Annotated in this window: 21 protein-coding genes; 6 read left to right on the forward strand and 15 right to left on the reverse strand. The window is 73.2% G+C overall.

Translation table 11 applies throughout. The features are described 5' to 3' along the window. Positions 1-49 precede the first annotated feature (49 nt). Entirely contained in the window at positions 50-781 is a 732-nt protein-coding gene (locus tag ACLBYG_RS28185; RefSeq protein WP_447683654.1) for a cache domain-containing protein, read from the reverse strand. Between the two features lie 113 nt (positions 782-894). Further along, positions 895-1,770 (reverse strand): glutamate racemase, encoded by an 876-nt coding sequence (murI, locus tag ACLBYG_RS28190; RefSeq protein WP_447683655.1) that lies wholly within the window; start codon positions 1,768-1,770, stop codon positions 895-897. Between the two features lie 294 nt (positions 1,771-2,064). Between murI and egtB the strand changes: the two genes are divergently transcribed. From egtB to ACLBYG_RS28205, 3 genes are read left to right on the forward strand one after another with little or no spacing between them, the layout of a single operon-like run. After that, entirely contained in the window at positions 2,065-3,333 is a 1,269-nt protein-coding gene (gene egtB / locus ACLBYG_RS28195; RefSeq protein WP_447683656.1) for an ergothioneine biosynthesis protein EgtB, read from the forward strand. Positions 3,334-3,351: 18 nt separating this feature from the next. Then, positions 3,352-4,326: an L-histidine N(alpha)-methyltransferase gene (egtD, locus tag ACLBYG_RS28200; RefSeq protein WP_100253524.1), complete on the forward strand. Its 975-nt coding sequence runs from the start codon at positions 3,352-3,354 to the stop codon at positions 4,324-4,326. Positions 4,327-4,353: 27 nt separating this feature from the next. After that, the gene (locus ACLBYG_RS28205; protein WP_447683657.1) at positions 4,354-5,418 is read left to right on the forward strand and encodes an adenylate/guanylate cyclase domain-containing protein; all 1,065 of its coding nucleotides are present in this window, start codon (positions 4,354-4,356) and stop codon (positions 5,416-5,418) included. Positions 5,419-5,479: 61 nt separating this feature from the next. On the opposite strand, the gene ACLBYG_RS28210 is transcribed toward ACLBYG_RS28205, so the two are convergent. From ACLBYG_RS28210 to ACLBYG_RS28230, 5 genes are all read right to left on the reverse strand, one after another. Then, positions 5,480-6,778 carry a flavin monoamine oxidase family protein gene (locus tag ACLBYG_RS28210; RefSeq protein ID WP_447683658.1) on the reverse strand — a complete coding sequence of 433 codons (1,299 nt, stop codon included), beginning with the start codon at positions 6,776-6,778 and terminating at the stop codon, positions 5,480-5,482. A gap of 65 nt (positions 6,779-6,843) precedes the next feature. After that, positions 6,844-7,128 carry a hypothetical protein gene (locus tag ACLBYG_RS28215; RefSeq protein ID WP_020095819.1) on the reverse strand — a complete coding sequence of 95 codons (285 nt, stop codon included), beginning with the start codon at positions 7,126-7,128 and terminating at the stop codon, positions 6,844-6,846. A 92-nt stretch (positions 7,129-7,220) separates the two neighbouring features. Continuing rightward, positions 7,221-9,707 carry an ATP-dependent Clp protease ATP-binding subunit ClpA gene (clpA, locus tag ACLBYG_RS28220; RefSeq protein ID WP_447683659.1) on the reverse strand — a complete coding sequence of 829 codons (2,487 nt, stop codon included), beginning with the start codon at positions 9,705-9,707 and terminating at the stop codon, positions 7,221-7,223. A 38-nt stretch (positions 9,708-9,745) separates the two neighbouring features. Continuing rightward, positions 9,746-10,132: an ATP-dependent Clp protease adapter ClpS gene (gene clpS, locus ACLBYG_RS28225; RefSeq protein ID WP_447683660.1), complete on the reverse strand. Its 387-nt coding sequence runs from the start codon at positions 10,130-10,132 to the stop codon at positions 9,746-9,748. Positions 10,133-10,337: 205 nt separating this feature from the next. Further along, complete coding sequence (locus tag ACLBYG_RS28230; RefSeq protein ID WP_447683661.1) at positions 10,338-10,682, reverse strand: phasin family protein; 345 nt, start codon at positions 10,680-10,682, stop codon at positions 10,338-10,340. A gap of 338 nt (positions 10,683-11,020) precedes the next feature. Here ACLBYG_RS28230 and ACLBYG_RS28235 point away from each other — a divergent pair, with 338 nt between their 5' ends. Continuing rightward, complete coding sequence (locus ACLBYG_RS28235) at positions 11,021-12,490, forward strand: D-alanyl-D-alanine carboxypeptidase (protein WP_091924950.1); 1,470 nt, start codon at positions 11,021-11,023, stop codon at positions 12,488-12,490. A gap of 138 nt (positions 12,491-12,628) precedes the next feature. Here the strand turns inward: ACLBYG_RS28235 and ACLBYG_RS28240 are convergent, their stop codons facing one another. The 3 genes from ACLBYG_RS28240 to ACLBYG_RS28250 are packed head-to-tail and all read right to left on the reverse strand — an operon-like array spanning position 12,629 to position 14,769. Continuing rightward, entirely contained in the window at positions 12,629-13,390 is a 762-nt protein-coding gene (locus ACLBYG_RS28240; RefSeq protein WP_020095813.1) for a J domain-containing protein, read from the reverse strand. A gap of 3 nt (positions 13,391-13,393) precedes the next feature. After that, positions 13,394-13,642 (reverse strand): hypothetical protein, encoded by a 249-nt coding sequence (locus ACLBYG_RS28245; protein ID WP_020095812.1) that lies wholly within the window; start codon positions 13,640-13,642, stop codon positions 13,394-13,396. After that, positions 13,639-14,769, reverse strand: a complete 1,131-nt coding sequence (locus ACLBYG_RS28250; protein WP_447683662.1) for a S1C family serine protease — start codon at positions 14,767-14,769, stop codon at positions 13,639-13,641. Before ACLBYG_RS28250 ends, ACLBYG_RS28245 begins: the two co-directional genes overlap by 4 nt. 413 nt (positions 14,770-15,182) lie before the next feature. Between ACLBYG_RS28250 and ACLBYG_RS28255 the strand changes: the two genes are divergently transcribed. Beyond that, positions 15,183-15,398, forward strand: coding sequence for a hypothetical protein (locus ACLBYG_RS28255; RefSeq protein WP_042674010.1), 216 nt, complete (start codon positions 15,183-15,185; stop codon positions 15,396-15,398). Positions 15,399-15,468: 70 nt separating this feature from the next. Here the strand turns inward: ACLBYG_RS28255 and ACLBYG_RS28260 are convergent, their stop codons facing one another. After that, on the reverse strand, positions 15,469-18,906 hold the full coding sequence (locus ACLBYG_RS28260) for an SbcC/MukB-like Walker B domain-containing protein (protein WP_447683663.1): 3,438 nt from the start codon (positions 18,904-18,906) through the stop codon (positions 15,469-15,471). Positions 18,907-19,077: 171 nt separating this feature from the next. On the opposite strand from ACLBYG_RS28260, the gene ACLBYG_RS28265 reads away from it, so the two are divergent. Then, a complete protein-coding gene (locus tag ACLBYG_RS28265) occupies positions 19,078-20,754 on the forward strand; it encodes a methyl-accepting chemotaxis protein (protein ID WP_447683664.1) in 1,677 nt (558 codons plus the stop codon). A gap of 169 nt (positions 20,755-20,923) precedes the next feature. Here the strand turns inward: ACLBYG_RS28265 and ACLBYG_RS28270 are convergent, their stop codons facing one another. The 4 genes from ACLBYG_RS28270 to ACLBYG_RS28285 form a co-directional block, all read right to left on the reverse strand. Continuing rightward, entirely contained in the window at positions 20,924-21,550 is a 627-nt protein-coding gene (locus ACLBYG_RS28270) for a DUF4194 domain-containing protein (RefSeq protein ID WP_447683665.1), read from the reverse strand. Beyond that, a complete protein-coding gene (locus ACLBYG_RS28275; protein WP_447683666.1) occupies positions 21,543-22,913 on the reverse strand; it encodes a Wadjet anti-phage system protein JetA family protein in 1,371 nt (456 codons plus the stop codon). The genes ACLBYG_RS28270 and ACLBYG_RS28275 overlap by 8 nt, the downstream gene beginning before the upstream one ends. A gap of 36 nt (positions 22,914-22,949) precedes the next feature. Next, positions 22,950-23,366, reverse strand: a complete 417-nt coding sequence (locus ACLBYG_RS28280; RefSeq protein ID WP_026605341.1) for an FKBP-type peptidyl-prolyl cis-trans isomerase — start codon at positions 23,364-23,366, stop codon at positions 22,950-22,952. Between the two features lie 142 nt (positions 23,367-23,508). After that, positions 23,509-24,028, reverse strand: a 520-nt coding sequence (locus ACLBYG_RS28285) for a methyl-accepting chemotaxis protein (RefSeq protein ID WP_447683667.1), incomplete at its 5' end; no start/stop codon positions are given.

The following is a 24,028-nucleotide window of genomic DNA, read 5'->3' on the forward strand; positions in this document are numbered from 1 at the left end:
CTGACAGGCGACCCCGACGCGGCGCCCGAGCCGCCCCCGGCCGCCCCGCCTACTCGCCGCGCGCCGCGCCGCCGCGCGCCGCGCCGAGCCCGGCCTGATCCAGCGCACTCGCGGCCGCCCTCAGCTCGCGCCGGGCTTCGGCGATCGCCGTCGCCTTCTCGTCGCCCTGCGCGTTCAGGGCCTCCAGGAAGGCGGTCCAGTCCGCGCGGGCACTGCTCGGGATCTGGCCGTCGAGCTTCTGGCGCAGCAGGGCGACGCGGCCCTCGGGCGTCGCGACCGTCGGGGCCGCGGCGTCGGCGTCGTACACGCCGACCGCGCAGGTCTGGTCCCCGGCCTGGGTGTAGTAGGTGGTCTTGGGCTCCTCGACGGTGCTGCCCGGCTTGGGGAACAGGTAGCGGATCACTGAGATCTGGCCGGGCCTGGCCGTGTCCAGCATCGTGCGGATGAAGTGGTGGCCGGTCCGGTCGTGCAGGTCGCGGACGTCGTGCCCCTTCAGGATCGGGTTCGGGTGGGCGGTCATGACGCCGTCCGCATCGATACAGAACACGTAGGAGTCGGCGGTGCGGAACCCGCGCGTGCCGTCGGTGAAGTCCTGGAGCGCCCGGGTCCGGTCGGCTTTCAGGGCCCGATCGACGCGGCCGAGCATCCAGGAGGCGAAGCCATTCGGGCTCGGATCGTCGCAGGATACCGGAGCCTCACCGTCACCGCAGGCCCGGGCCGGCGCGACCGGTCCCAGTCCGAGCAGCGCGAGGATCGCCAGTCTCGAAGCCCTGGACGCCATCGGCCTCTCCCGCTTTCAACATGACGTGTCGAACCGGTGGAATGAGAGACCTGTCAGCCTGAACCGGTCATCACCCGAACAAGGGATGACAGGGCGAGAGACGCCGCACTGCCTCACTGCATCGGCAGCGGCACCGCCTCGACGGCGACGTCGCCGATGCCCCGGGCGGCGAGGGCCGCGCGCAGGGCGTCGGTCAGGCAGGTGCCGGCCGTGAAGGCGCCGAGCGCCGAGCCGTGCCGGTCCGCCTCGCGGGGGACGGGGCCGATCAGCTGCACGACGCGCCGGGCGATGGCGGGCGCCGGGTCGATCCAGGTCACCGGCCAGGGCGCGACCGCCTGGAGGCGCGGCAGCAGCAGCGGATAGTGGGTGCAGGCGAGGCAGACCACGTCGGTGCGCCGCCCGTCCGCCTCGGTGACGAAGCAGGGGGCGATCTCGGCGGCGAGGGTGGCGTCGTCCACCGGCGCGCCCGCGAGCTCGGTCTCCGCGAAGCCGGCGAGGTTCTGCGAGCCGACCAGCGTCACCGCGCAGGAGCCCGCGTAGGTCGCGATCAGGTCGTGGGTGTAGGAGCGCGCCACCGTGCCGGGCGTCGCCAGCAGGGTCACGAGCCGCGAGCGCGTCGCCGCGGCGGCGGGCTTGATCGGCGGGACCACCCCCACGAAGGGCGTCGTGAAGCGCTGGCGCAGCGCCGGGAGCACCAGCGTCGAGGCGGTGTTGCAGGCGATGACCACGAGGTCGGGCCGGTGGGTCGCGACGAGCCGCTCCATCACGGCGAGGACGCGGGCGACGAGGGTCGCCTCCGAGAGTCGGCCGTACGGGAAGGCGGCGTCGTCGCCGACATAGACGTAGCGGGCATCCGGGCGGGCGCGCCGCACCGCGTCGAGGACGGTCAGGCCGCCGAGGCCGGAATCGAACACCAGGATGGTCGGCTCTGCGGCGCAGCGCAGAGCGGCGGCGGACAGGCTGGCCCCGGCCATCAGATCGATCCGCATGAGAACCCCGGACTCCTCGAAGAGCGTCCCAAAATCTCGGCAGCGAGGGTTAAGGCGGTGTCACTGCGGTGAGAGAAAGACCCGTGATCCCCAACCCGTTCCGTTAACCGGCGCGCCGACGCGGCGAAGAGGCCCGGTGGGCCGAGCGGCGACCGCGCGCCGACCAGGCGCACGCGAAGCCGCCGCGTCCGCTCTTGCAGAGGTTGTCGGAACACGGCCGGAACATATCTTCTGCGCGCCGGCCGGGGTCGAGAAGACGGTTCTCGGTCAGGCCCGAAAAAAGGGATCATCGTCATGGCAGCGACAGCCGCACTGCGCCCGGACGAGAGACGCGACCCCGCGGCACCGGCCTTCCCGCCGCCGCACGTCACGGCCCGGCCGATCGACCGGGCCGCCTGGATCGCCGCCTACCGGCAGGTCCGGAGCGAGACCGAGCGCCGCGCCGCTCCGCTCTCGCCGGAAGACCAGCAGGTCCAATCGATGGCCGATGCCAGCCCGACCAAGTGGCACCGGGCGCACGTCACGTGGTTCTTCGAGCAGTTCCTGCTGCGGGAGCACCTGCCGGGCTACGCGATCTACGACGCGCGGCTGCACTACCTGTTCAACTCGTACTACGTGGCGGCCGGTCCCCGTCAGCCGCGCATCCAGCGCGGCATGATCACCCGCCCGACCATGGCGGAGGTCGCGGCCTACCGCGCCCATATCGACCGGGCGGTCGAGGCTCTGCTGGGCCAGGCCTCCGAGCGCGCGCTCGAGGCGGTGCTGCCGATCCTGGAGATCGGCCTCTACCACGAGCAGCAGCACCAGGAGCTCCTCCTCACCGACATCCTGCACGCCTTCGCGCAGAACCCACTGAACCCGGCCTACGACCTGGACTGGCGCTTCCCGAAGGCGGCGGCGCAGGCCGGCCAGGTCACCCTCGACCGCGCGATCGCGTGGATCGGGCATGCGGGCGAGGGGTTCTCGTTCGACAACGAGTCGCCCCGCCACGAGACGCTGATCCCGGCCGGCCGCCTCGACCGGGCGCTGGTGACGAACCGCCAGTGGCTCGCCTTCATGGAGGATGGCGGCTACGCCAAGCCGGAGCTGTGGCTCTCCGACGGCTGGTATGCCGGGCCGGCGGAGGGCTGGGAGGCCCCCGGCTACTGGCGCCGGGACGGGGAGGGGTGGGCGACCATGACGCTGGGCGGCGAGCGCCCGGTGGACCTCGACGCCCCCGTCACCCACGTCAGCTACTACGAGGCCGACGCCTACGCCCGCTGGGCCGGCCGCTTCCTGCCGACCGAGTTCGAGTGGGAGGTCGCGGCCCGCGACGGCGGCCTGCCGGACGCCTTCGGCCTCGTCTGGCAATGGACCCGCAGCGCCTACGTCCCCTACCCGGGGTACCGGCCGCTCCCGGGGGCTCTTGGCGAGTACAACGGCAAGTTCATGGCCAACCAGTTCGTGCTGCGGGGCTCGTCGGTGGCGACCCCAGAGGGCCATGCCCGGCTGCCGTACCGCAACTTCTTCTATCCGCACCAGCGCTGGCAGTTCACCGGCCTGCGCCTCGCCGACGCCGCCTGACGCGCCCCGGAGCCGCCCTTGACCATCAAGCCCACCTTCGCCGACGCGACGCCGGTCACGCTGGACGCGCCGCCGCTGAGCTTCCTCGACGACGTCCGCGCGGGCCTGTCCAAGCCCCAGAAGGCCCTGTCGCCGAAATACTTCTACGACGAGGCCGGGTCCGCGCTGTTCGAGGCGATCACCCGGCTCCCGGAGTACTACCCGACCCGGACCGAGATCGGCATCCTCGACGCCTGCGGGCCCGAGATCGCCGCGCTTCTGCCGGCCCACGCGGCGCTGGTGGAGTTCGGCAGCGGCTCGACCGTGAAGCTGCGCCGTCTCCTGCGCCACCTCGACACCCTCGCGGCCTACGTGCCGGTGGACGTCTCCGGCGAGTTCCTGCGCGGGCAGGCGGAGGTCCTGCGGGGCGACTTCCCGGACCTGCGGGTCGAGCCGGTCGTGGCCGACTTCACCCGAGACTTCGACCTGCCGGACAGCCTGAACGGCCTGCCGCGCGCCGGGTTCTTCCCGGGCTCGACCATCGGCAACTTCGACCCGCACGAGGCCGAGGCGCTGCTGCGCCGGTTCGGGCGGATCCTGGGGCCGGGCGCCCACATGATCGTCGGCGTCGACCTCGTGAAGGACCCGGCGGTGCTGGAGACCGCCTACGACGACGCGCAGGGCGTGACGGCGGCCTTCAACCTCAACCTCCTGACCCGGATCAACCGGGAACTCGCCGGCCGCTTCGAGCCCGGCGCGTTCAGCCACCGGGCGGTGTTCAACACCGACGCCTCGCGGATCGAGATGCATCTCGTCGCCCGCGACGCCCAGGCGGTGCGGGTCGGCGCCGACACCTTCGCGTTCGCAGCGGGCGAGACGATCCACACCGAGAGCAGCTACAAATACACGCCGGCCACGTTCCGCGCGCTGACCGAGCGGGCGGGCTGGACGTGGCTGACGGTCTGGACCGACCCGGACCAGCTGTTCTCGGTCCACGCGCTCCGGCTGGACTGAGCGGGGCCGGGCGGGGCACGCGAACCCATGCGCTTCGGCCCGCGCTGGTTCCTGCTGGTGGCGCCCGCCCTGGGGGCCCTGGCGGGGCTCCTCTACGGGGTGATCTTCGGGATCGCCCCGCTGACCGGGACGGCGATCCGCGGCGCGATCATCGGCACGCCGATCCTGCTCTACGAGCGCCAGCTGCTGGCGCCGCGCCTGCGCGACCGCATCCGCGGCCTCGCGACGCCGCTGTTCCTGCTCGCCACCGTGGCGCTCTACATCGCGCTGATCGTGGTCGGGAACGCGGTCGCCAGCACGGTGCTGAACCAGCTGTTCCGCTTCATGTACAGCGAGCGGAACGCGATGCTGATGTCGCAGTCCGGCCTGCTCTACGCGCTCGGCATCTCGGCCCTGGTGGTATTCGTGTTCCGGGTCCGCGACCTGATCGGCCCCGGCGTCTTCGCCAACCTGCTGATCGGGCGCTACCACCGGCCGATCAGCGAGGAGCGGATCTTCCTCTTCCTCGACGTGACCGGATCGACGCGCTTCGCCGACCGCCACGGCGACCGGGCGGCGCAGGCCTATCTCGGGCAGGTGTTCAACGCCCTGGCGCTGCCGGTGGCGCGCGCCCGCGGCTCCATCGACGACTACGTCGGCGACCTGGCGCTGGTGACCTGGACGATGGAGCGGGGCCTGCGCGACGCCGCCTGCCTGCGCTGCGTCTTCGCGTTCCAGGAGCGCCTCGCCGCCGAGGCGGAGAGCTGGCGCGGCCGCTTCGGGCAGGTGCCGCAGTTCCGCGCCGCGCTGCATTGCGGTCCGGTCGTGACCGCCGAGATCGGGCTGGAGCGGCACAAGATCGCGTATTTCGGCGACGTCGTGAACACGACGGCCCGGCTGGAGGCCCTGTCGAAGACCTTGGGCGTCGACGTCCTCGTCTCGGCCGACCTCCTCGCCCGGCTCGGCCCTTTGCCGGACGACCTCGTGGCGGAGGATCTCGGAGCCCACGCCCTGCGCGGCCGCGCCGAGCCCTTGGAGGTGGCGGCGATCCGGCGCCGGGCCACCGTCGCGGCACCCGCGCGACCGCTGCCGAGCCGCGCCGCGACCGCCTGAGCGGGCCGCCAAGACGGATGGCCAACACGGATGGCCAACACGGATGGCCGAGACGGGCCGCTCAGGCGCCCAGCGCCTTCAGCACCGCGCGGGCCGCGCGCTCGCCGTCGAGCGTCGCCCCGCCCACCGTCATGGCGCCGCCGCCCGCCAGTGCCTCCCCGGCGAAGAACACGCGCCCGCCGACCGGCGCGCGCAGGCGGTCGCGGGCCTCCGCGTGGCCGGGGGCGGCGATCGAGTAGGAGCCCCGGGCGTGCGGGTCCGTCCACCAGCCGGCGAGGCGCCCGGCCTGGACGGCGCTGCGGGCGCCGCCGCCGAGGACCGCGACCAGGCGCTCGGTGGCGAGCGCCACCGCCTCCGCCTCGCCGGCCCGGCACAGGTCGCGTGCGAGGTCGCCGCCGAGATTGGCCACCGCCAGGGACCGGCCGAAGGGCTGCATCTCGAAGTAGATCGTCGGGCCGCCCGTCGCCACCGAGACCGCGTCGCCGAGGTCGGCGCCGTCGAGGCGCGCGGGGTCGAGGCGCAGGCCGATCTTGGTGTAGGCGCCCATCGACAGGCCGTCGAGCGCCGTCCGGGCGGCGTCCGGCAGGTCCGGCGCGAACGCCACGGCCCCGGCCTTCAGCACACCGACCGGCACCGTGACGATGGCGGCGGCGGCCGCGATCGTGCCCCGCGCCGTCTCGACCCGGACCCCGCGGCCCGACCAGTCGATCGCCCGCACGGGGCAGCCGAGGCTGACCGGCATGTCGGCGAAGTGCCGCGCCACGAGGTCGCCGTAGCCGTCGATCCAGAGGTCGGAGCCGGACCAGAGCCGGTCGTAGTCCACGGCCGAGACCCGCTCGGGATCCTCGCCGAGGGAGAGCCGGCTCAGGCCGGCCGCCGCCAGGGCGGCGTCGGGGCCGCCGGCCCGGGCCGCGTCCGCCAGGGACGGGTCGCCGCCCTTCGGGGCGAGCAGCGCGTCGAGGCCGGAGAAGCCGGCGCGCCGCTGCGCCGCCTCGGCGACGGTGGCGGGACGGCCGTCGACGACGAGCCGCCGCGCCCAGCCGTCCTCGCGGGCGACGTGCGCCCCGGCCGCCCGGGCGATGGGCGCCCAGGGATTGCGCTCGGCCCAGTGGATGTACTCGGCGCCGGCGTCGAACCGGCACGCGGCGCCGAGCGCCCGGTCGGTGAAGGCGCGGCCGCCGATCCGGTCCCGGGCCTCGACGAGGGTGAAACTCTGCCCGGCCGCCCGCAGGAGGGCGGCGGCCGCGAGCCCCGCGGCCCCGGCGCCGACGACGACCACGGATCCGCCGCCGGCGCGGGCCCGGAGGGCCGGCATCGCCAGGAGGGGGGCGGCGAGCAGCGATCGACGGGTCGGTGTCATGGGCGCGCCCGCTCGGAACCGTCCGGAGGCGTCGCCTCCCGCGCGCCGGGACCCGCGGCGGCGCGCTAGCCGCGCGCGCCCTGGGGACCCGAACGCTTCTCCATCATGGCCTTGACCTGCATCAGCTGGTCCCAGACCTGGCCCGGCGAGGTGCCGAAGAAGTCGAAGCCGGCGGCGATGCCCCAGTAGATGCCGAAGCAGATGAACGGCACGAGCACCCAGGCCAGCACCTCCTCGCCGCGGCGGCGCCGCTGGCGACGCCGGCGCCGCTCCTCGCGCCGGGTGAGCTTCTTGGGGGGCGCCGGCTGCGCGACGGGGGACAGAGGTCCCTCGTGCAGGTTGTCAGTCATCGGGCGCCTCCTCGCCGCGGCGCATGCGCGTCGCGGCGGTCATAGACCGGCGGCCCCCGAGTCCGGAAGGCCGCCGGCCGGCCTGCACACCATTAGGCGCGCACGAGTGGCACCTTCGGCACGGTCCGGACGCCGCCGCCCGAGCTGCCGCCGCCGCCCTTGTTGTCCTTCGGCGTCTTCTTCCGGGCCGCGGTGCGGGGCTTGGCGCGCTTGTGGCGCTTGGCGGCGTTGGTCACGTCCTTCTCGGGCTTGGGCGTCACGGGACCCGCCGGGAAGTCGAAGCCCAGGCTGTCCTTGGCGCCGGCCTTGGCCTCGCCGTCCTCCGGCTTGCGGACGACCACGCGGACCGCGCCGCCGTCCTTGAGCTTGCCGAACAGCACCTCGTCGGCGAGCGGCGTCTTGATGGTCGACTGGATCAGCCGGGCCATCGGGCGCGCGCCCATCGCGTCGTCGTAGCCGTGCTCCACCAGCCAGTCCCGGGCCTCGTCGGAGAGCTCGATCGTGACGTTGCGGTCGGCGAGCTGCGCCTCGAGCTGGAGGACGAACTTGTCCACCACCTTCGCCACCACGTCCTTCGGCAGATGGCCGAACGAGATGATCGCGTCGAGCCGGTTGCGGAATTCCGGCGCGAACAGCCGGTTGATCGCCTCGACGTCGTCGCCGGAGCGCTTCGACTGGGTGAAGCCGTAGGCCGCCTTGGCCAGGTCCGAGGCGCCCGCGTTCGACGTCATGATGATGATGACGTTGCGGAAATCGACCTGCTTGCCGTTGTGGTCGGTCAGCTTCCCGTGATCCATCACCTGCAGCAGGATGTTGAACAGGTCCGGATGCGCCTTCTCGATCTCGTCGAGGAGCAGCACGCAGTGCGGGTGCTGGTCGATCCCGTCGGTGAGCAGGCCGCCCTGGTCGAAGCCCACGTAACCGGGGGGCGCGCCGATCAGGCGGCTCACCGTGTGGCGCTCCATGTACTCCGACATGTCGAAGCGCAGCATCTCGACGCCGAGCGAGGCGGCGAGCTGCTTGGCGGCCTCGGTCTTGCCGACGCCGGTCGGGCCCGCGAACAGGTACGAGCCGATCGGCTTGTCCGGGTCGCGCAGGCCGGCCCGGGCCAGCTTGATCGCCGAGGTCAGGGCCTCGATGGCGTTCGGCTGTCCGTAGACCACGCGCTTCAGGTTCTCGGTCAGGTGCTGGAGCACCACCGCGTCGTCCTTGGAGACGGTCTTCGGCGGGATCCGGGCCATCGTGGCGATGGTCGCCTCGATCTCCTTGATGCCGATGGTGCGCTTGCGGCGCGCCTCCGGCACCAGCATCTGCGAGGCGCCGGTCTCGTCGATCACGTCGATCGCCTTGTCGGGCAGCTTGCGGTCGTTGATGTAGCGGGCCGACAGCTCCACCGCGGCCTTCACGGCCTCGGTCGTGTACTTGAGCTTGTGGAACTCCTCGAAGTACGGCCGCAGGCCCTTCACGATCTCGATCGTGTCGGGGATCGACGGCTCGTTGACGTCGATCTTCTGGAACCGGCGGACCAGGGCGCGGTCCTTCTCGAAGTACTGGCGGTACTCCTTGTAGGTGGTCGAGCCGATGCAGCGCAGCGTGCCGGACGCCAGGGCGGGCTTGAGCAGGTTCGACGCGTCCATGGCCCCGCCCGAGGTCGCACCGGCGCCGATCACCGTGTGGATCTCGTCGATGAACATGATGGCGTTCGGGTGCGCCTCGATCTCCTTCATCACCTGCTTGAGGCGCTCCTCGAAGTCGCCCCGGTAGCGGGTGCCAGCGAGCAGCGTGCCCATGTCGAGGGAGAAGACGGTCGCGTCGGCGAGCACCTCCGGCACCTCGTGCTGGATGATCTTGCGCGCCAGACCCTCGGCGATCGCGGTCTTGCCGACGCCGGGATCGCCGACCAGCAGCGGGTTGTTCTTCTGCCGGCGGCAGAGGACCTGGATCGTGCGCTCGACCTCGGAATGGCGGCCGATCAGCGGGTCGATCTTGCCGTCGCGCGCCTTCTTGTTGAGGTTGACGCAGTAGGCGTCGAGCGCGTCGCCCTTCTTCTTGGCACCGCGGGGATCGCCCTCGTCGCTCGGACGCTCGGACGCGCCCTCCTCGTCGGCGCCGCGCACGGGCTTCGCCTCGGAGGCGCCGGGCCGCTTGGCGATGCCGTGGCTGATGTAGTTGACCGCGTCGTAGCGGGTCATGTCCTGCTCCTGCAGGAAGTAGGCGGCGTGGCTCTCGCGCTCGGCGAAGATCGCCACCAGCACGTTGGCGCCGGTCACCTCCTCGCGGCCCGACGACTGGACATGGATCACGGCGCGCTGGATCACGCGCTGGAACCCGGCCGTGGGCTTGGCGTCCTGCCGGCCGTCGCCGGTGAGGTTGGACAGCTCGGTATCGACGTAGTCGACCAAGCTGCGCTTGAGCGTGTCGATCTCGACGTTGCAGGCGCGCATGACCGCGGCCGCATCTTGGTCATCCACCAGGGCGAGCAGGAGATGCTCCAGCGTCGCGTATTCGTGCCGGCGCTCCCCGGCGAGCGCCAGGGCGCGGTGGAGGGCTTGTTCTAGGCTGCGTGAGAAGCTTGGCAAAGCTGGCCTCTGTCCTTCGTGCCTACCGCGAGCGGCGCCTATTTCTTTTCCATAACGCACTGGAGAGGATGTTGGTGTTTGCGTGCGAAGTCCATGACCTGCGTCACCTTGGTCTCCGCCACCTCGTAGGTGAAGACCCCGCACTCGCCGACCCCGTTCTGATGCACGTGCATCATGATGTGGTAGGCGTCCTCGTGGCTCTTGTTGAAGAACCGCTCGACCACCAGGACCACGAACTCCATCGGCGTATAGTCGTCGTTCAGAAGGAGTACCCGGTACAGACTCGGCCGCTTGGTCCGCGGCTTCGTGCGCGTGATGATCGCGGTGTTGGACCGGTCGTCGCCCCCGGGCGTGCGCGAACCGGATGCCGTGACCGCGATACGCGCCGGCCGGTGCTCCCTGGTCGAACTCGCGGTGCCCTGCATGGGGACCTGTCTCATGTGCGTCGAACCGATCCCTTGCTCGGAGCGGGCGCCGCCGGCCCTCACGGCCGATCCTGATCCTGGCCTGCCGGGAGCAGCGCTCAGCTCCACGCCGGTTAATCTACAGACGGTGAGCCGACTTCGCCAGACGCCTGTGCGCACTTGTCCGCCCTGCACCGCGCGTCCCCGATGCATGATGGCCGACCCGCTAGCGCGCCGGGCCGGGACGGGCCGCGGCCGGCGCCACCGCCTTCGGCCGCAGGAACGCGCCGGTCAGGCCCAGCATCGCGTCGCCGGCGGCGGCCGAGCGGGCCGCGGCGCGCTCCCCGGCCCGCTGCAGGTACGCGGCCTGCACCGCCAGGATCTCGGTCGGGCTGCGGGCCGCCGCCAGCGCCCCCCAGGTCGCCCCGAGATCGTCGAGGGCCTTCTTGACCGAGTCGAGATACTCGATGCCGAGGGTCTGGGCCGCGCGGCTCGCGATCCCGAACCGCCGCAGGGGCGTCCCGAAGCCGGAGGCGACCGGGCTCAGGGGGAGGGCAAGGGGTCTCTGCATCGCCGATCTCCGGTCCGCCGCCGAGCCGGCCCGCCATCCGCGACCGACAGTTTCGGATCGCCGCGAGAGTGTGCGGCACGACAGCCAGCGTCAAGCTCGGGCCTGTAAGAGCGGCCGGCCGCAACCGGCACGGCATGGCCGACCGGCAACAGCGGGTCGGGAACGGCCGGTAAGCGGATGCCGGACCGGCACGATCCGGCACTCGCCGCGATCGCATTAACGGGCCTGTAACTGCACTTGCCTAACTCTCCACTGATGCAGCGGGGCCACGTGATCGGCGGAAGGCTCTGCAGGGGATACGACCGGCCAGATCCGGTCTCGCGAGGCAATCAGGCGTGATGCGTAGCGTAGTAGGCCGCTCCCGGACGATTCCAGCGCTCCCGGCCGCGATCCTGGCCGCCGCCGTCCTGACGGCCATGGCCTCACCGGCCGACGCCCGGCGCGGTCGGCACCACCACCATGCCCGCGCCGGCGGCGGCTACAACCCGCCCTACGCGGCGATGGTCGTGGACGTGAAGAGCGGCAAGACCTTGCACGCGGTGAACGAGGACGCCCTGCGGCACCCGGCCTCGATCACCAAGGTGATGACGCTCTACATGCTGTTCGAGCAGATGGAGCGGGGCAAGTTCGCCCTCGATTCCGACCTGACCATCTCGGCCCACGCCGCCGCCCAGGCGCCGTCCAAGCTCGGCCTGCGCCCCGGCCAGACCATCTCGGTCGAGGACGCCATCAAGGCGATCGTGACGAAGTCGGCGAACGACGTGGCCTGCGCCATCGGCGAGAACATCGCCGGCTCCGAGGAGCGCTTCGCCCAGATGATGACCGCGAAGGCCCACGCCCTCGGCATGAGCCGCACGCACTACGCCAACGCCTCGGGCCTGCCCGATCCGGACCAGCTGACCACCGCGCGCGACCTGACCGTGCTGGCGCGGGCGATCCAGGACCGGTTCCCGCACTACTACCGCTACTTCCAGACCCGGTCCTTCGCGTTCCGCGGCCGGGTGATCGGCAACCACAACCGCCTCCTGGGCAACGTCCAGGGCGTCGACGGGATCAAGACCGGCTACACCCGAGATTCCGGCTTCAACCTGATGACCGCGGCGAAGTCCGAGGGGCGCCAGATCGTGGCGATCGTGCTGGGCGGCAAGTCCGGCGCGAGCCGCGACCGGATCATGGCCGACCTCGTCCGCGCCAGCCTGCCGCGCGCCTATGCCGGCGCCCGGATCTCGGCGCCGGTTACCGAGGTCGCCGAGCGCGCCCGCCCGGCGGTCGTCGCCGACGCGGTCTCGCGGACCCGCACGCAGGTCGCCTCGGCGGACGACGAGGACGTCGAGACGACCGGCACCACCGGCGAGCCCCTCGACCTGTCCCCCGCCAAGACGACGACGCCGGGCGGCACCTGGAAGCCCGGCCCGCAGGGCATCCCGAAGGCGGCCCAGGCCTATGCCGGCGGCGGCAACGCCCAGCCGCCCTTCCCGGGCGCGTCCAAGTCCACGGCCCGGGTGGCCTCCCTCGAGCGCGACGAGCCGCCGAAGGCGGTCTCCGGCGCCCGCGTCGTCCCGACCGCCTGGGTGATCCAGCTCGGCGCCATGGACGACGAGTCCAAGGCCCGGACGATGCTCTCGGAGGCGCGCGCCAAGGTCGGCGGCAGCCTGTCGAAGGCCGCGCCTTACACGGTCAAGGTCGAGCACGGCGGCACCACGCTGTTCCGCGCTCGCTTCTCGGGCTTCGCCGAGCAGGATTCCGCCCAGGAGGCCTGCTCGGCCCTGAAGCGCAGCGGCTTCAGCTGCTTCGCCACCCGGAGCTGAGACCCGCGAGACCCGCCGGCGCGCCCGCGCGCCGCGTTTCGCGAGCCACCGGCGCGCCCGCGCGCCGGATACGGAACGGCCGCGACCGAGTTCGTCCGCGGCCGACGATCGGTAACTCTCTGACAACGCGCGTGGAGTTCAGCGATGTCGGTTCAGAAGCCTGTCCCGGGCCGCGTTGACGCGCGCCGCGCCCTCGGCGCTGCCCCCCTGGTCGGGGTGGGCGCGCTTCATGAGAGACCGGTGGGCCGACCGGATCTCCTCAGCGGTCGCCCCGCGCTGAAGCCCCAGGATCTCGTACGCCTGCTCCTGCGTCATCGCCCCTGGATGCGGCGGACGGCGCGGCCGCGGGTCGCGATCGCCCTCAGCGTCTACACGCCATCCGGGCGACCGGCGGTCGAGATACGGCTCTAGCAGGGCGGCGCCCGCGGCGTCGCGGATCCGGCAGAGTCGCAGCAGCTCGACCACAGCCCCGGTGGGCATGCTGTCGAGCCACGCGCCGGCGCCCGGCCCCGCGATGACGCGGCCCGTGCGCAGGCTGCCGTCCGGGCGCACGAGGGCGTCGATCAGGACCGTGCGGAAGCGGCGGTCCTCCGGGTCGCGCGGGCGCTCGCCGGATCCCGGCCGGATCAGCCGGCGCAGCCGCGCGGTCATGGCGGCCTGACCCTCGATCATCCAGACGCCGCTCAGCCCGAGCAGTGCCGCGAGGACGAAGTTCCCGCGCAGGAGCAGGAACCCGGCCGCGAGCAGCGCGAAGGCGCCGAAGGTCGGCAGACGCGCCCGCCCGAGGGCGGCGCCGAGGCCAGCCCGGAGACCGCCGCGGAGCCTCCGGCCGAGGCCGCCCGAGTTCTTCGACAGCCACCACAGGGTCAGGCAGGCGAGCAGGCCGGCGAACAGCACCATCGCTCAGCGCCGCACGCCGTAGAGGGCGGACGCGCTCCCGCCGATCTGGATGCTCGTCCCGTCCCCGAGATCGAAGTGGCCCGGCCGGCGCGGCGTCGGCGGGCGGACACTCGCGTCGCAGCCGGGCTGCGGCGGGAGGCGCACGCCCTCGGGCAGGTTCTCCGGGCAGAGGCGCGCGCGCGTCGGCGCCTCGCCGGCGCGCGCGGCGGCGGCCAGGAGGATCAGGGTCAGGAGGAGGGCCGCGCGCGTCATCGCCGGTTCTCCGCGACCTCGGCGGTGGTGACGCGGACCTGCCGGATCCGGCCGTCGCGCTCCACCTTGAGGGTCACGCCGGCGCCGAGACCGGCCTCCTCGATGGCCGCGGTCAGGTCCGCGAGGCGGTGGACCGGGCGATCGTTGGCCTCGACGATCACGTCGCCGAGGTCGCCGGTCTGCGGGTCGACGCCGCGCAGACCGGCCTGCGCGGCCGGGGAGCCGGGCAGCACCCGCACGATGACCACGCCGTCGATGCCGAGCCGGGCGGTGGCCGCCTCCTGGGCGGCGATGATGCCGATGCCAGGATTGCGCACGCGGCCGGCCTTGATCAGCTCCGGCACGATCCGGTTCACCACGTCGACGGGGATCGCGAAGCCGATGCCGGCGCTGGCGCCGGAGGGCGAGACGATGGCGGTGTTGACGCCGATCAGCCGGCCGGCGGAATCGAGGAGCGGGCCGCCGGAATTGCCCGGGTTGATCGCCGCGTCCGTCTGGATGACGCCGGACACTTCGCGGCCCTCGCTCGTCGGCATGCGGCGGCGCACGGCGCTGATGACGCCGGTGGTCAGCGTGTGGTCGAGGCCGAACGGGTTGCCGATGGCGAAGGCCGACTGCCCGACCTTGAGATCGGCCGAGGTGCCGATCGCCAGCGGCGGCGGCATGGTCCGCACCCGCCCCAATTGCAGGACCGCGAGGTCGTAGGACGGCGCCATCCCGACGAGGGTGGCGGGCACGACCTCGCCGTCGCTCATCCGGACCGAGACCGAGCCGCCGCTCCGCGCGGCGTTCTGCACGACGTGGGTGTTGGTGACGATGTGACCGGCGCCGTCCCACACGAAGCCGGTGCCGGTCTGCGTCCCGCCCTGATCGCCGCCCTGGTCGTCGAGGTCGAGCAGGTCGCGGTTCTGCGCGGCGCCCTGCGCGAAAACGTGAACGACGGACGGGCTCGCGCGCTCGAACAGCGCGACCGTCGAGGACTCGGCCGGCGCCAGATCGCCGCGGGCCGTGATCGCCCGGGGCGTGTCGGCCGCGTAGAGCAGCGGCTGCAGGTAGGGCTGGGCGACGTAGAGCGCCAGCAGGACCAGGACCGCGGCGAGGACGATGCGCACGGTACGATCCGGCACGGGTGACTCCGAGAGAAGCGCGTAGGCGGGCCCCGACGGGCCGAGCCTTAAGTGCGCGTTCAGGATCGGGGCGTCAACACAGAGAGGCGCCGCCGCCGACAGGCCCCTGACGTGTTCTGGCGCACGTCGGCGACCGGCGCAGACTGGCTAACGGAATGGTCATCATTCAGGAGCCACAATTCTCGCAAGTCCAGGGCAGCTCAGTCGCGCTCAATACGGACATGGAACACCGAACCGCGCCCGAACTCGTGCCTCGGCACCGGACGCTGGTTTCGAGAACCGCCCGAATTGATCGCAAAGCTGCCGCAGAGATGCTTGCATTGACGCTCAGACCATCGATCGCCGCAGCCCCTCGGCAGAGCCCGGCGGCGGCGATCTGAACGGTCCAAAACGGTTCGGAAGGACGAGTACCCATGGAAACCGAAGCTCTGGAACGGCCCGCGGATCTGACGATCTGGCGCACGGCCCCGGCGAGCGCCCCGCTCGCGCAGCCCGAGCGCTACCGGACCCTGCGGGAGGCGATCGCCGCCGCGGCCGGCGCCCTGGCCGACCCGGCCAAGCAGCCCTGGATCATCACCGAAGAGGGCGAGATCCTCTCGCCGAACTGGATCCGCACCTACCTGAACTGACGATCGATCTCCCGGAGAACGGGGATACCGGGGACGGCGGCGCGAAGCCCCGCCCCGGTGCCCCGCGGGCTCACTCCGCGGCGTCCGACTGGCGGAAGCCCTCGATCCCGACTTGGTCGGGGTTGATCGCGTGCAGCGCCCGCCGGGCCGCCTCGAGCGGGTGCTCGGCCTCGATCCGGACCGAGGTCAGATCCGGGCTCTTGTAGACCGTCACGATCGTGTCCATCACCTCGGTCAGCGTCGTGCGCTTGTCCTCGGGCGCGGCGATCAGCAGCTGCAGCCCCCAGGCGCGGTAGAGATCGACCAGCGCCTGGCTGTTGCGCACGTCGAGCTTCGAGAACGCCTCGTCGAGCAGGCACAGGCCGAGCCCCGGATTCTCGTCGCCCGGCCGGTCGCCCGGGTAGTACGCGCTGGCGAGCGACGCGGCGATCGCCACGTAGAACGGCGCCTGCGCCTCGCCGCCGGAGCCGCGCAGCGCCCGGGCCGACATCGTGGTGCGGTTGCCCGCCCGGTCGCGCATGCCGATCTCGTAGACGAAGTAGTTGCGGTAATCGGCGAGCCGCGCCGCGTCGTCCGCGCCGGCGATCAGCGCGGTGATCTCCTCGAGCGCGGCCGCCATCGGCCCCTCCGCCTCGCCGGCGAGCAGCGCCTGCGCGGCCTCGGGCGAGCGGGCGGTCTCGGTGGCCAGCGCGTGGACGGCGGCGTAGCGGCGGTCCACCGCCGCCTCGAACGCGTAGGTCTGGCCGGTGAAGCTGCGCGCCGAGAGCCGCTCGTTCAGGGCCGCGAGCCGGGCATGGACCCGCTCGAACCGGTCGGCGAGGCGCGTCAGCAGGTCCTCGGTCATGAGGCGGCGCATCTCGGACTCGGCCCGCTCGGCCTGCGCCCGGTAGCGGCGCAGCTCGTGCCCCTCGACCGCCTCGTATTCCCGGCGCACCCAGGCGAAGCCGTCGATCGCCGGGGCGTCCCCCGAGGCCAGCGGGTTCTCCACCCGCCAGGCGGCGCAGGCCTCCGCAAGCTCGCGCTCGGCGATCCGCCCGTGCGAGCGGGCGGCCTCGGCGGAATCCCGGGCGAGGCCGCGCTCGGCGCTCACCCGCGCCCCGGCCGCCTTGCCGTCGAGGCCGGCGAGCGCCCGCCGCGCCTCGGCGACCGCGCCGAGGTCGAAGGGCTCGGCGCGGGCGAGGCGCACCCGCGCCGCGTCGCCCGCGCTCAGCTGGCGCAGGGCCGCCCGGCGGGCCGACAGGGCGGCGCGGACGGCCTCGCGCATAGGCCCCATCCGGGCGCGCAGGGCCGCCTCGTCGGCGAGCAGGCGGTCGAGCTTCGGCTCCAGCTCCTCAGACAATTCCCGCAGGTAGCCGACCCGCTCGGTGGTCAGCGCGGCGATCTCGGCGGCGAGCCCGGCCGTGTCGCGCTTCTCGATGCCCTCCCGCTCGGTCTGGAGCGTGCGCCGCCGCCCCTCCAGCCCGTCGAGCTCGGCCCGCAGCGCCTCAACCGCGTCGAGGCCCCGGGCGACGCGGGCCCGGATCGCGGCGGCCGTCCGGGCGGCCTCGCGCAGGACCGCGGCCTCGCCGCGCAGGCGCCGCGCCTCCGCGACGGCGATCTCGTGGGCGCGGCGGCTGTCGGCGGTCGGCCCGCGATGGCCGCGGGTCATCAGCAGGTCGACGCTGCGGGTGACCGTGTAGGCCATGCCGGCCGTGGTCCGGCCGCTCGGCGCCACGGCCCGGGACAGGCGCGCCAGCTCGGCATCGTCCCGGGCGAGGTCGTAGCCGCCGAGCCGCACGCCGAGGAACGCCTCGGCGTGGGGGTCGCTGGTCTCGATCACGGTGAGCGGACCGTCGTCGTAGCGGCGGGCGCGCTGCTTGGCGGTGTCGGTGGTCTTGACCAGGATGCAGCGGCTGAAGCGGTCGCGGCCGGATTGCAGCACGCCGAGCGCCTCGCTCAGCCGGTCCGGGGCGACCACCAGGGCCTCGCGGGCGCGCCCGAGCAGCCCTTCGAGGGCCGGCCCCCAGGTCGGGTCGACGATCTCGGCCAATTCGCAGATCGGCAGCGCGTCGATGCCGCGCCGCTCTAGCTCGCCGCGGAACGCCACCGTGTCGGAGGACAGCCGCGCCGCCGGGCCGCCGCCGGTGCGCGGCGCCGTGCGCTCGGCCTCGCTCTCCTGCGCGCGGGCCTTGAGCGCCGCGTCCTCGGCGGCCCGCTCCAGGGCCTCGTCGAAGTTGGGCAGGCGCGCCAGCCCGTCGGCCAGCTCGGCCAGCGGGCCGTCGGGGCGCAGGATCTCCTCGGGCGAGGCGTCCCGGCGCAGGCCCGCCCGGGCGCAGGCTTCGGCGAGGCGGGCCGCCTGCGGGCAGCTCTGGCGCAGGATCGGGGCGACCGGCTGGAGCTTGGCCATCTGCCCGACGAGGGCGACGAGGTCGCCGATCCGGCCGATCAGTTCCTTGCGGTCGCGCTCCAGCATGGACAGGCCGAGCGTCGAGGCCGCGAGCCGGCCCTCGGCGGCGCCCGCGGCGGCCAGCGCCTTCTTCTCGGCGATCTCGCCGTCGATCTCGCGGACGTAGCCGCGGCTCGCCGCGACGCGCTCGCGGGCGATGCGCAGGGTGTCGGCGCCCTCGCGGAGGCGGCCCCGGACGGCGATGAGGTCGAGGCTGCGGCGTCGCAGATCGGCGCTGGCCGCCCGCAGCTCGTGCGTCGCGGCGGCGAGGACCGCCTCGCCCCAGGCCTCGTAGCGGTCGCGCAGGCGCCGCAGGCGCCCGAGCCGGGTCTCCAGCTCGGCGATGGTCTCCCGGAGGCGCCGCCAGTTGGCGATGGAGTGGCGCACGCGCTCGACGTCGAGGGGCTCCGGCTCGAGCACGAAGGCGCGCACGAAGGCGCTGGTGTCGAAGATCGGCTTGAACGCCACCGCGTTGGCGAAGCTGCGCAGGAAGTGGCGCGGCTCCGGCGCCGGCGCGCCCTCGCGCAGGGTCGCCAGCACGTCGGCCGTGAAGCGCTCGCCGGAGGTGCGGTACTCGGTGAAGCTCGACGCGCGGGCGCGCAGCTCCGCGGCGATCTCGCTCCAGGGCGCCGTGTAAGTGCCGCCGGGGGCGGTGCGGGCGTAGTCGGAGACCTCGAACCGGTGCCCGACCGCGATGAAGCGCGACAGCACGGTCTCCTTCGGCTCGGCGGCCCGGGCCGCCAGGGCGAGGCCGACCGAGACCACGCGGCCGGAATCGGGGTTCTCGAAGACCAGCACCAGCACGGTCTCGCAGGATTCCCGCGTCGGGCGGCCGCCCTCCGCCGGGTCGCTGATCCAGCCCAGGCAGTAGTCGCGCACGGTGCGGGCGCTGCGGCCGGAGGCCGAGGCGTTGAGGGCGAGGCGGCTGGCGTTGTTGCCGGCCAGCACCGTGCCGACCGCGTCGAAGATCGTCGACTTCCCGGCCCCCGTCGGCCCGACCAGCGCCGCGGCGCCGCGCAGGCGGATCTGCTCGCGGCGGATCAGGTACCAGTTCGAGATGGCGATGTCGGTGAGGACGTACACGGTATCGGTGGGTCGGTGGCGGGGAATGAGCGGCCCAGTTGGCCGGACTCAGCCGCGTATGCAAGCCGACACACGCGAACCCGTGAAGCCTGATCCTACCTCAGGTTATAACCCTGTTAGCACAAACTGTTCATGTCCTGCGGGTCTCGCCTGCACGACCGGAACCGACCGATGCGTCTCAGTCTCAAAGCAAAGCTCAGCGGCCTCTTCGCCCTCCTGCTCCTGGCGGCGATCGTTCAGGGCGGCGTGACCCTCTACAAGATGCAGGCTGTCGACCAGCGGCTCGCGGAGCTGATCGACAACGCCGTGCCGTCGATCAACGAGGCCCAGGCGATCAACGCGCTCGTGATGCGCTCGCGACTGTGGCAGTTCCGCTACGTGACGGCAGATACCGAAGCCGAGCGCGAGACCAGCCTGAAGAACGCCGACGAGATGATGCGGAACCGCCAGGCGAAGGCCGAGGCGTACCGCAGCCTGGTGGCGTCGAAGGAGGAGCAGGGGATCTACGACGACCTGCTCGCCAAGCTGGCGGTGCAGCAGGCCGACTGGACGCGTCTGCGCGCCTTCCCGGCCGACCAGCACGACCAGGCGCTCGCCTATTTCCGCGGGCCGATGAACGCCAACTACCTCGCGGCCTCCAGCGCGACCCGCGCCCTCGCCGACCTGAACATCCGGAACGGCGAGGCGGCCGGACGCGCGGCCCGCGACAGCCAGGCCGACGCGGTCCGGACGACCGTCGTGAGCCTGCTCGTCAGCCTCGTCATCGCGCTCGGCGCCATGCTGTACGCCTTCACGGGCGTGTCGCGGCCGCTTTCCGGGATGACGCTGTCCATGCGGCGGCTCGCCGACGGCGACACCCAGGCCGAGATCCCCTACGCGGCGCGGCGGGACGAGATCGGCGCCATGTCGGCGACCGTCGCGGTGTTCCGGGAGAACCTGCTGCACGCCCGCGCCCTCGAGGCCGAGACCGCGCAGGCCCGGGCCGGCGCCGAGGCGCAGCGCCGGCAGGCGACGCGCGAACTCGCCGACCGGTTCGAATCCGCGATCGGCGGCATCGTCGGCTCGGTGACGTCGGCGGCGACGCAGCTCCAGTCCACGGCCCAGAGCCTCACCGCGACGGCGACGCAGACGGCCGGCCAGTCGACCAGCGCGGCGGCCGCCGCCGAGGAGGCCTCCTCCAACGTCACCACGGTCGCGGCGGCCGCCGAGGAGCTCGGCTCCTCGGTCAACGAGATCGGCCGCCAGGTCGGCTCCTCGGCGGACCTGGCGCAGGCCGCCGTCCGCGAGGCCGCCGCCACGGCCGACCTCGTCCAGGCCCTGAGCACCGGCGCGCGCCGGGTCGGCGAAGTGGTCGACCTGATCTCGGCGATCGCCAGCCAGACCAACCTGCTGGCGCTGAACGCCACGATCGAGGCGGCCCGGGCCGGCGTCGCCGGCCGCGGCTTCGCGGTCGTCGCCACCGAGGTGAAGGCGCTGGCCGACCAGACCGCCAAGGCGACGGCCGAGATCTCGGCCCAGATCGCGCAGATCCAGGGCTCGACCGGCCAGGCCGTCCAGGCCATCGACGGCATCGCCGGCCGCATCCGCGAGATCAGCGGCATGGCCAACTCCATCGCGGCGGCGGTGGAGGAGCAGGGCGCGGCCACGCAGGAGATCGTCCGCAACGTCGCCGAGGCCGCGACCGGGACCGAGTCGGTGACCGTCAATGTCAGCGGCGTCGCCGGCGCCGCCGAGGAGACCGGCGCGGCCGCCGCGCAGGTCCTGGCCTCGGCCTCCGAGATGGCCCGCCAGGCGGCCCATCTCGGCAGCGAGGTCGAGCACTTCCTGGCGACGGTCCGGGCGGCCTGAGCTCGGTCACGTGGGTTCGGCCGCACGTCGCGGTTGACGTATCTCACTCCGTCATCGCGAGCGCAGCGAAGTGACCCAGGGCAGCGCGACGCCGGCAATCGTGGCGCTGGCTGGATTGCTTCGCTCCGCTCGCAAAGACGGCGCCGAACTGGTCGACCGGACGGCGAAATCAGGCCTCGCCGGCCTCGGACCAAGCCCGCAGGCGCTCCATCCAGGCGTCGGAGGCCAGCACCGTCAGCCCCGGCAGGAGCGACAGCGGCGTGACCCGCTCGACCCGGTCGCGCTCGCCGAGGCGCAGGCCGCCGCGCTTGGCGTAGAGGCGCAGGATGTCGGCGAGCCGGCCCTCCTCGGGGGGCTCGTTGCGCGCCACGGCGCGGATCTTCTCGACGATCTCGTCGGTGGTGCAGTCGACGATCCCGTCCGTTCCGGCCCGGTGGTCGCGCAGGCCCTCCTCGTAGAGGAGCCGGAGCGCCAGCAGCACCAGGGTCTCGTCCTTGCGCAGGCGCTCCGAGACGATGTCGTGGCGCGGGGCGTCGGCGGCCGGGCTCAGCGAGACCATCTGGTCGCGGTGCGACACGGTCAGCGCGTAGCCGAGGCAGGCGAAGTAGTCGGTGAAGAACGGCACGTAGTGCCGGGCGAGCTCGTAGGAGCGGCCGATGCCCTGCGTCTCGGCGTAGATCACCTGCCCCTTCAGCAGCACCTGGAGGGCGCGGCACAGCTCCTCGGCGTCCGGCGCCCGGGCGCCGGGCGGCGGCGGCTCGTCGCCGTCGATGATCGCGCGGAAGCCCTCAAGCACGGGGACGGCGCTCCAGCAGGAAATCCGGGCAGTCCAGCCAGCCGTTGACCACGCGCTCGGGCAGCCGGGTCAGGGCGTAGCGCGCGCCGAGCTTGGCGTCGAACAGCACGTCGATCTCGCGCAGGCGCTGGAACACGATGAAGTCGTCGACGCCCGCGATGACGATCTGCGACCCGCGCAGCCGCACCGCCTTGCCGAGCCGGGCCTCCACGAAGGCGCTCATGCTCTCGGGCGTCACGGTGGTGCGGCGCCGGAACTCCGCCTTGGCGGCCGCGAAGGCGTCGACCACGGGGTCGTCCTCGATGTCGGGCAGCGGCTCCATGTCGATGGCCGACTTGCGGGCGCGCGGCGCCTGGAGATGCGCGTGCCCGATCGGCGGCCGCAGCAGCGAGACGTCGCCCGGCACCTCGGGGGCGATCTCCGACCCGCCGACGGCGCGCAGCATCGCGGCGACGCGCTCGACGCCGCTCGGGTCCGGGCGGTCCATCACGTGCAGCGCGGAGGCGATCCGGCGCTCCAGGCGCGCCACCACGGCGTCGACGGCGTCGAGGTGGTTGTCGAGGCCCTCGAACACCGCGAGGATCTGGGCGAGATCCGCCCGGACGGCCCGCTGCGCCGTGTCGAGATCGGCGCTCCGCCCCTCGCGGATCAGGCCCTCGGCCAGGGCCCGGACCGTGAGGGCGTCGCGCAGCGCCCGGCCGGCCTCGCGCACCACGCTGGCGCGGAAGCGGAACGGGTTGAAGCGGGTGTGCAGCGTCCGGTAGTCGCTGATCAGGTGGCGCTCGACGAAATCCTCGAAGAACAGCCGGAAGGTCTTGGCGCGGTCGGGCTCGCGCAGGATGCGCTCCTCGACCTTGCGCATGCCGGCCGCGAGGCCGCGCACGTGGGACAGGAAGGCGGCCGCGCCCCGCGCGGCGTTGGACAGCGCCTCGGAGCGGTTCGCCGGGTCCGACAGGGCGCTCTCGAGCCCGCCCAGCACCTCCAGCACGGCCCCGCCGTAGGAGCGGGTCTCGCCCCGTTCCAGCCGCGACAGCTCCTCCAGGAGGAGGCGGGCCTCGGGGTCGAACTCCGCGACCGGGACGTAGCGCTCGCGGCGCTCGATCAGCCAGCCGGTGTCGAGGAGGCGCCGGTAGAGCGCCGTGCGGCGCTCGGCCGGGTCGGCCGAGATCGGCTCGCCGCCGCTGACCTCGGGGTCACTCCAGCCGGCGGCGAAGTCGCCGATCTCGGCCAGGAGCTCGGCCTTGCGCACCGGCTCGGCCCCGAGGACGCGCCGGTGCAGGTGCAGGAGCAGGGCCGCGTTGAAGCCGCGGCTCGGCGAGGCCAGCGGCTTGAACAGCTCGTCGGACAGCTGCGCGAACAGCATCGTCTCGAAATTCCCGCCGTCGCGCAGCCGTGGCGCTTACTTCGCGCCGAGGAGCTCGACGTCGAAGATCAGCGTGGCGTTCGGCGGGATCACGCCGCCGGCGCCACGGGCGCCGTAGCCGAGCTGCGGCGGGATGATCAGGGTGCGCTTGCCGCCGGTCTTCATGGTGGCGACGCCCTCGTCCCAGCCCTTGATCACCTGGCCGGCGCCGAGGGGGAAGCTGAAGGGCTGGTTGCGGTCGCGGGACGAGTCGAACTTCTTGCCCTTCTTGCCGCCCTCGTCGAGCCAGCCGGTGTACTGGACGGTGACCGTCTGGCCGGCCTTCGGCTCGGGCCCGGTGCCGACGACCTCGTCCTGATACTTGAGGCCCGACGGGGTGGTCACGGTCTCGGCATTGGCGGCTGTGGTCATGGCGATCAACGCGGCTCCGAAGAGGGGGGACAGGCGAGGCATGGTTTCTCCCTGGAGCCGGCGCCGTGCGCGCCGGCCGTCGGGAGGCCTTCTATCGCCTCGGACCCGTCCAGGCCAGGGAGGCGGCCGCGGCGCCCCCAAAGGGCGCCCCACGGCGCGCTTGGAGGCGCGCTTGGGGGCGCGCTCAGGCGGCCCGGACGCCGTCGAGGAAGCGGCCGACCTCTTCGGTCAGGTGCGCGGCCTGGGCCGACAGGGCGGCGGCCGCGCCCAGGACCTCGCCCGCCGCCGCCTCGGTCGCGCCGGAGGCCGCGGCGACGCCGGCGACGTGGCCGGTGACCGCGGCCGCGCCCTGCGCCGCCTGGCCGACGTTGCGGACGATCTCGCGGGTTGCCGCGCCCTGCTGCTCCACCGCCGCCGCGATCGTGGTCGCCACGCCGTCGATGTCGCGGATCCGGGCCGTGATCGTCCCGATCGCCGCGACGGCCTGTCCGGTCGAGGCCTGGACCCGCCCGATCTGGCCCGCGATCTCCTCCGTGGCCCGGGCGGTCTGCTCGGCCAGCGCCTTCACCTCGGTGGCCACCACCGCGAAGCCGCGGCCGGCCGCGCCCGCGCGCGCCGCCTCGATCGTGGCGTTGAGCGCCAGCAGGTTGGTCTGGCCCGCGATGGTCGAGATCAGCCCGACCACGTCGCCGATCCGCGCCACG

The organism is Methylobacterium sp. D53M (genome assembly GCF_053345625.1).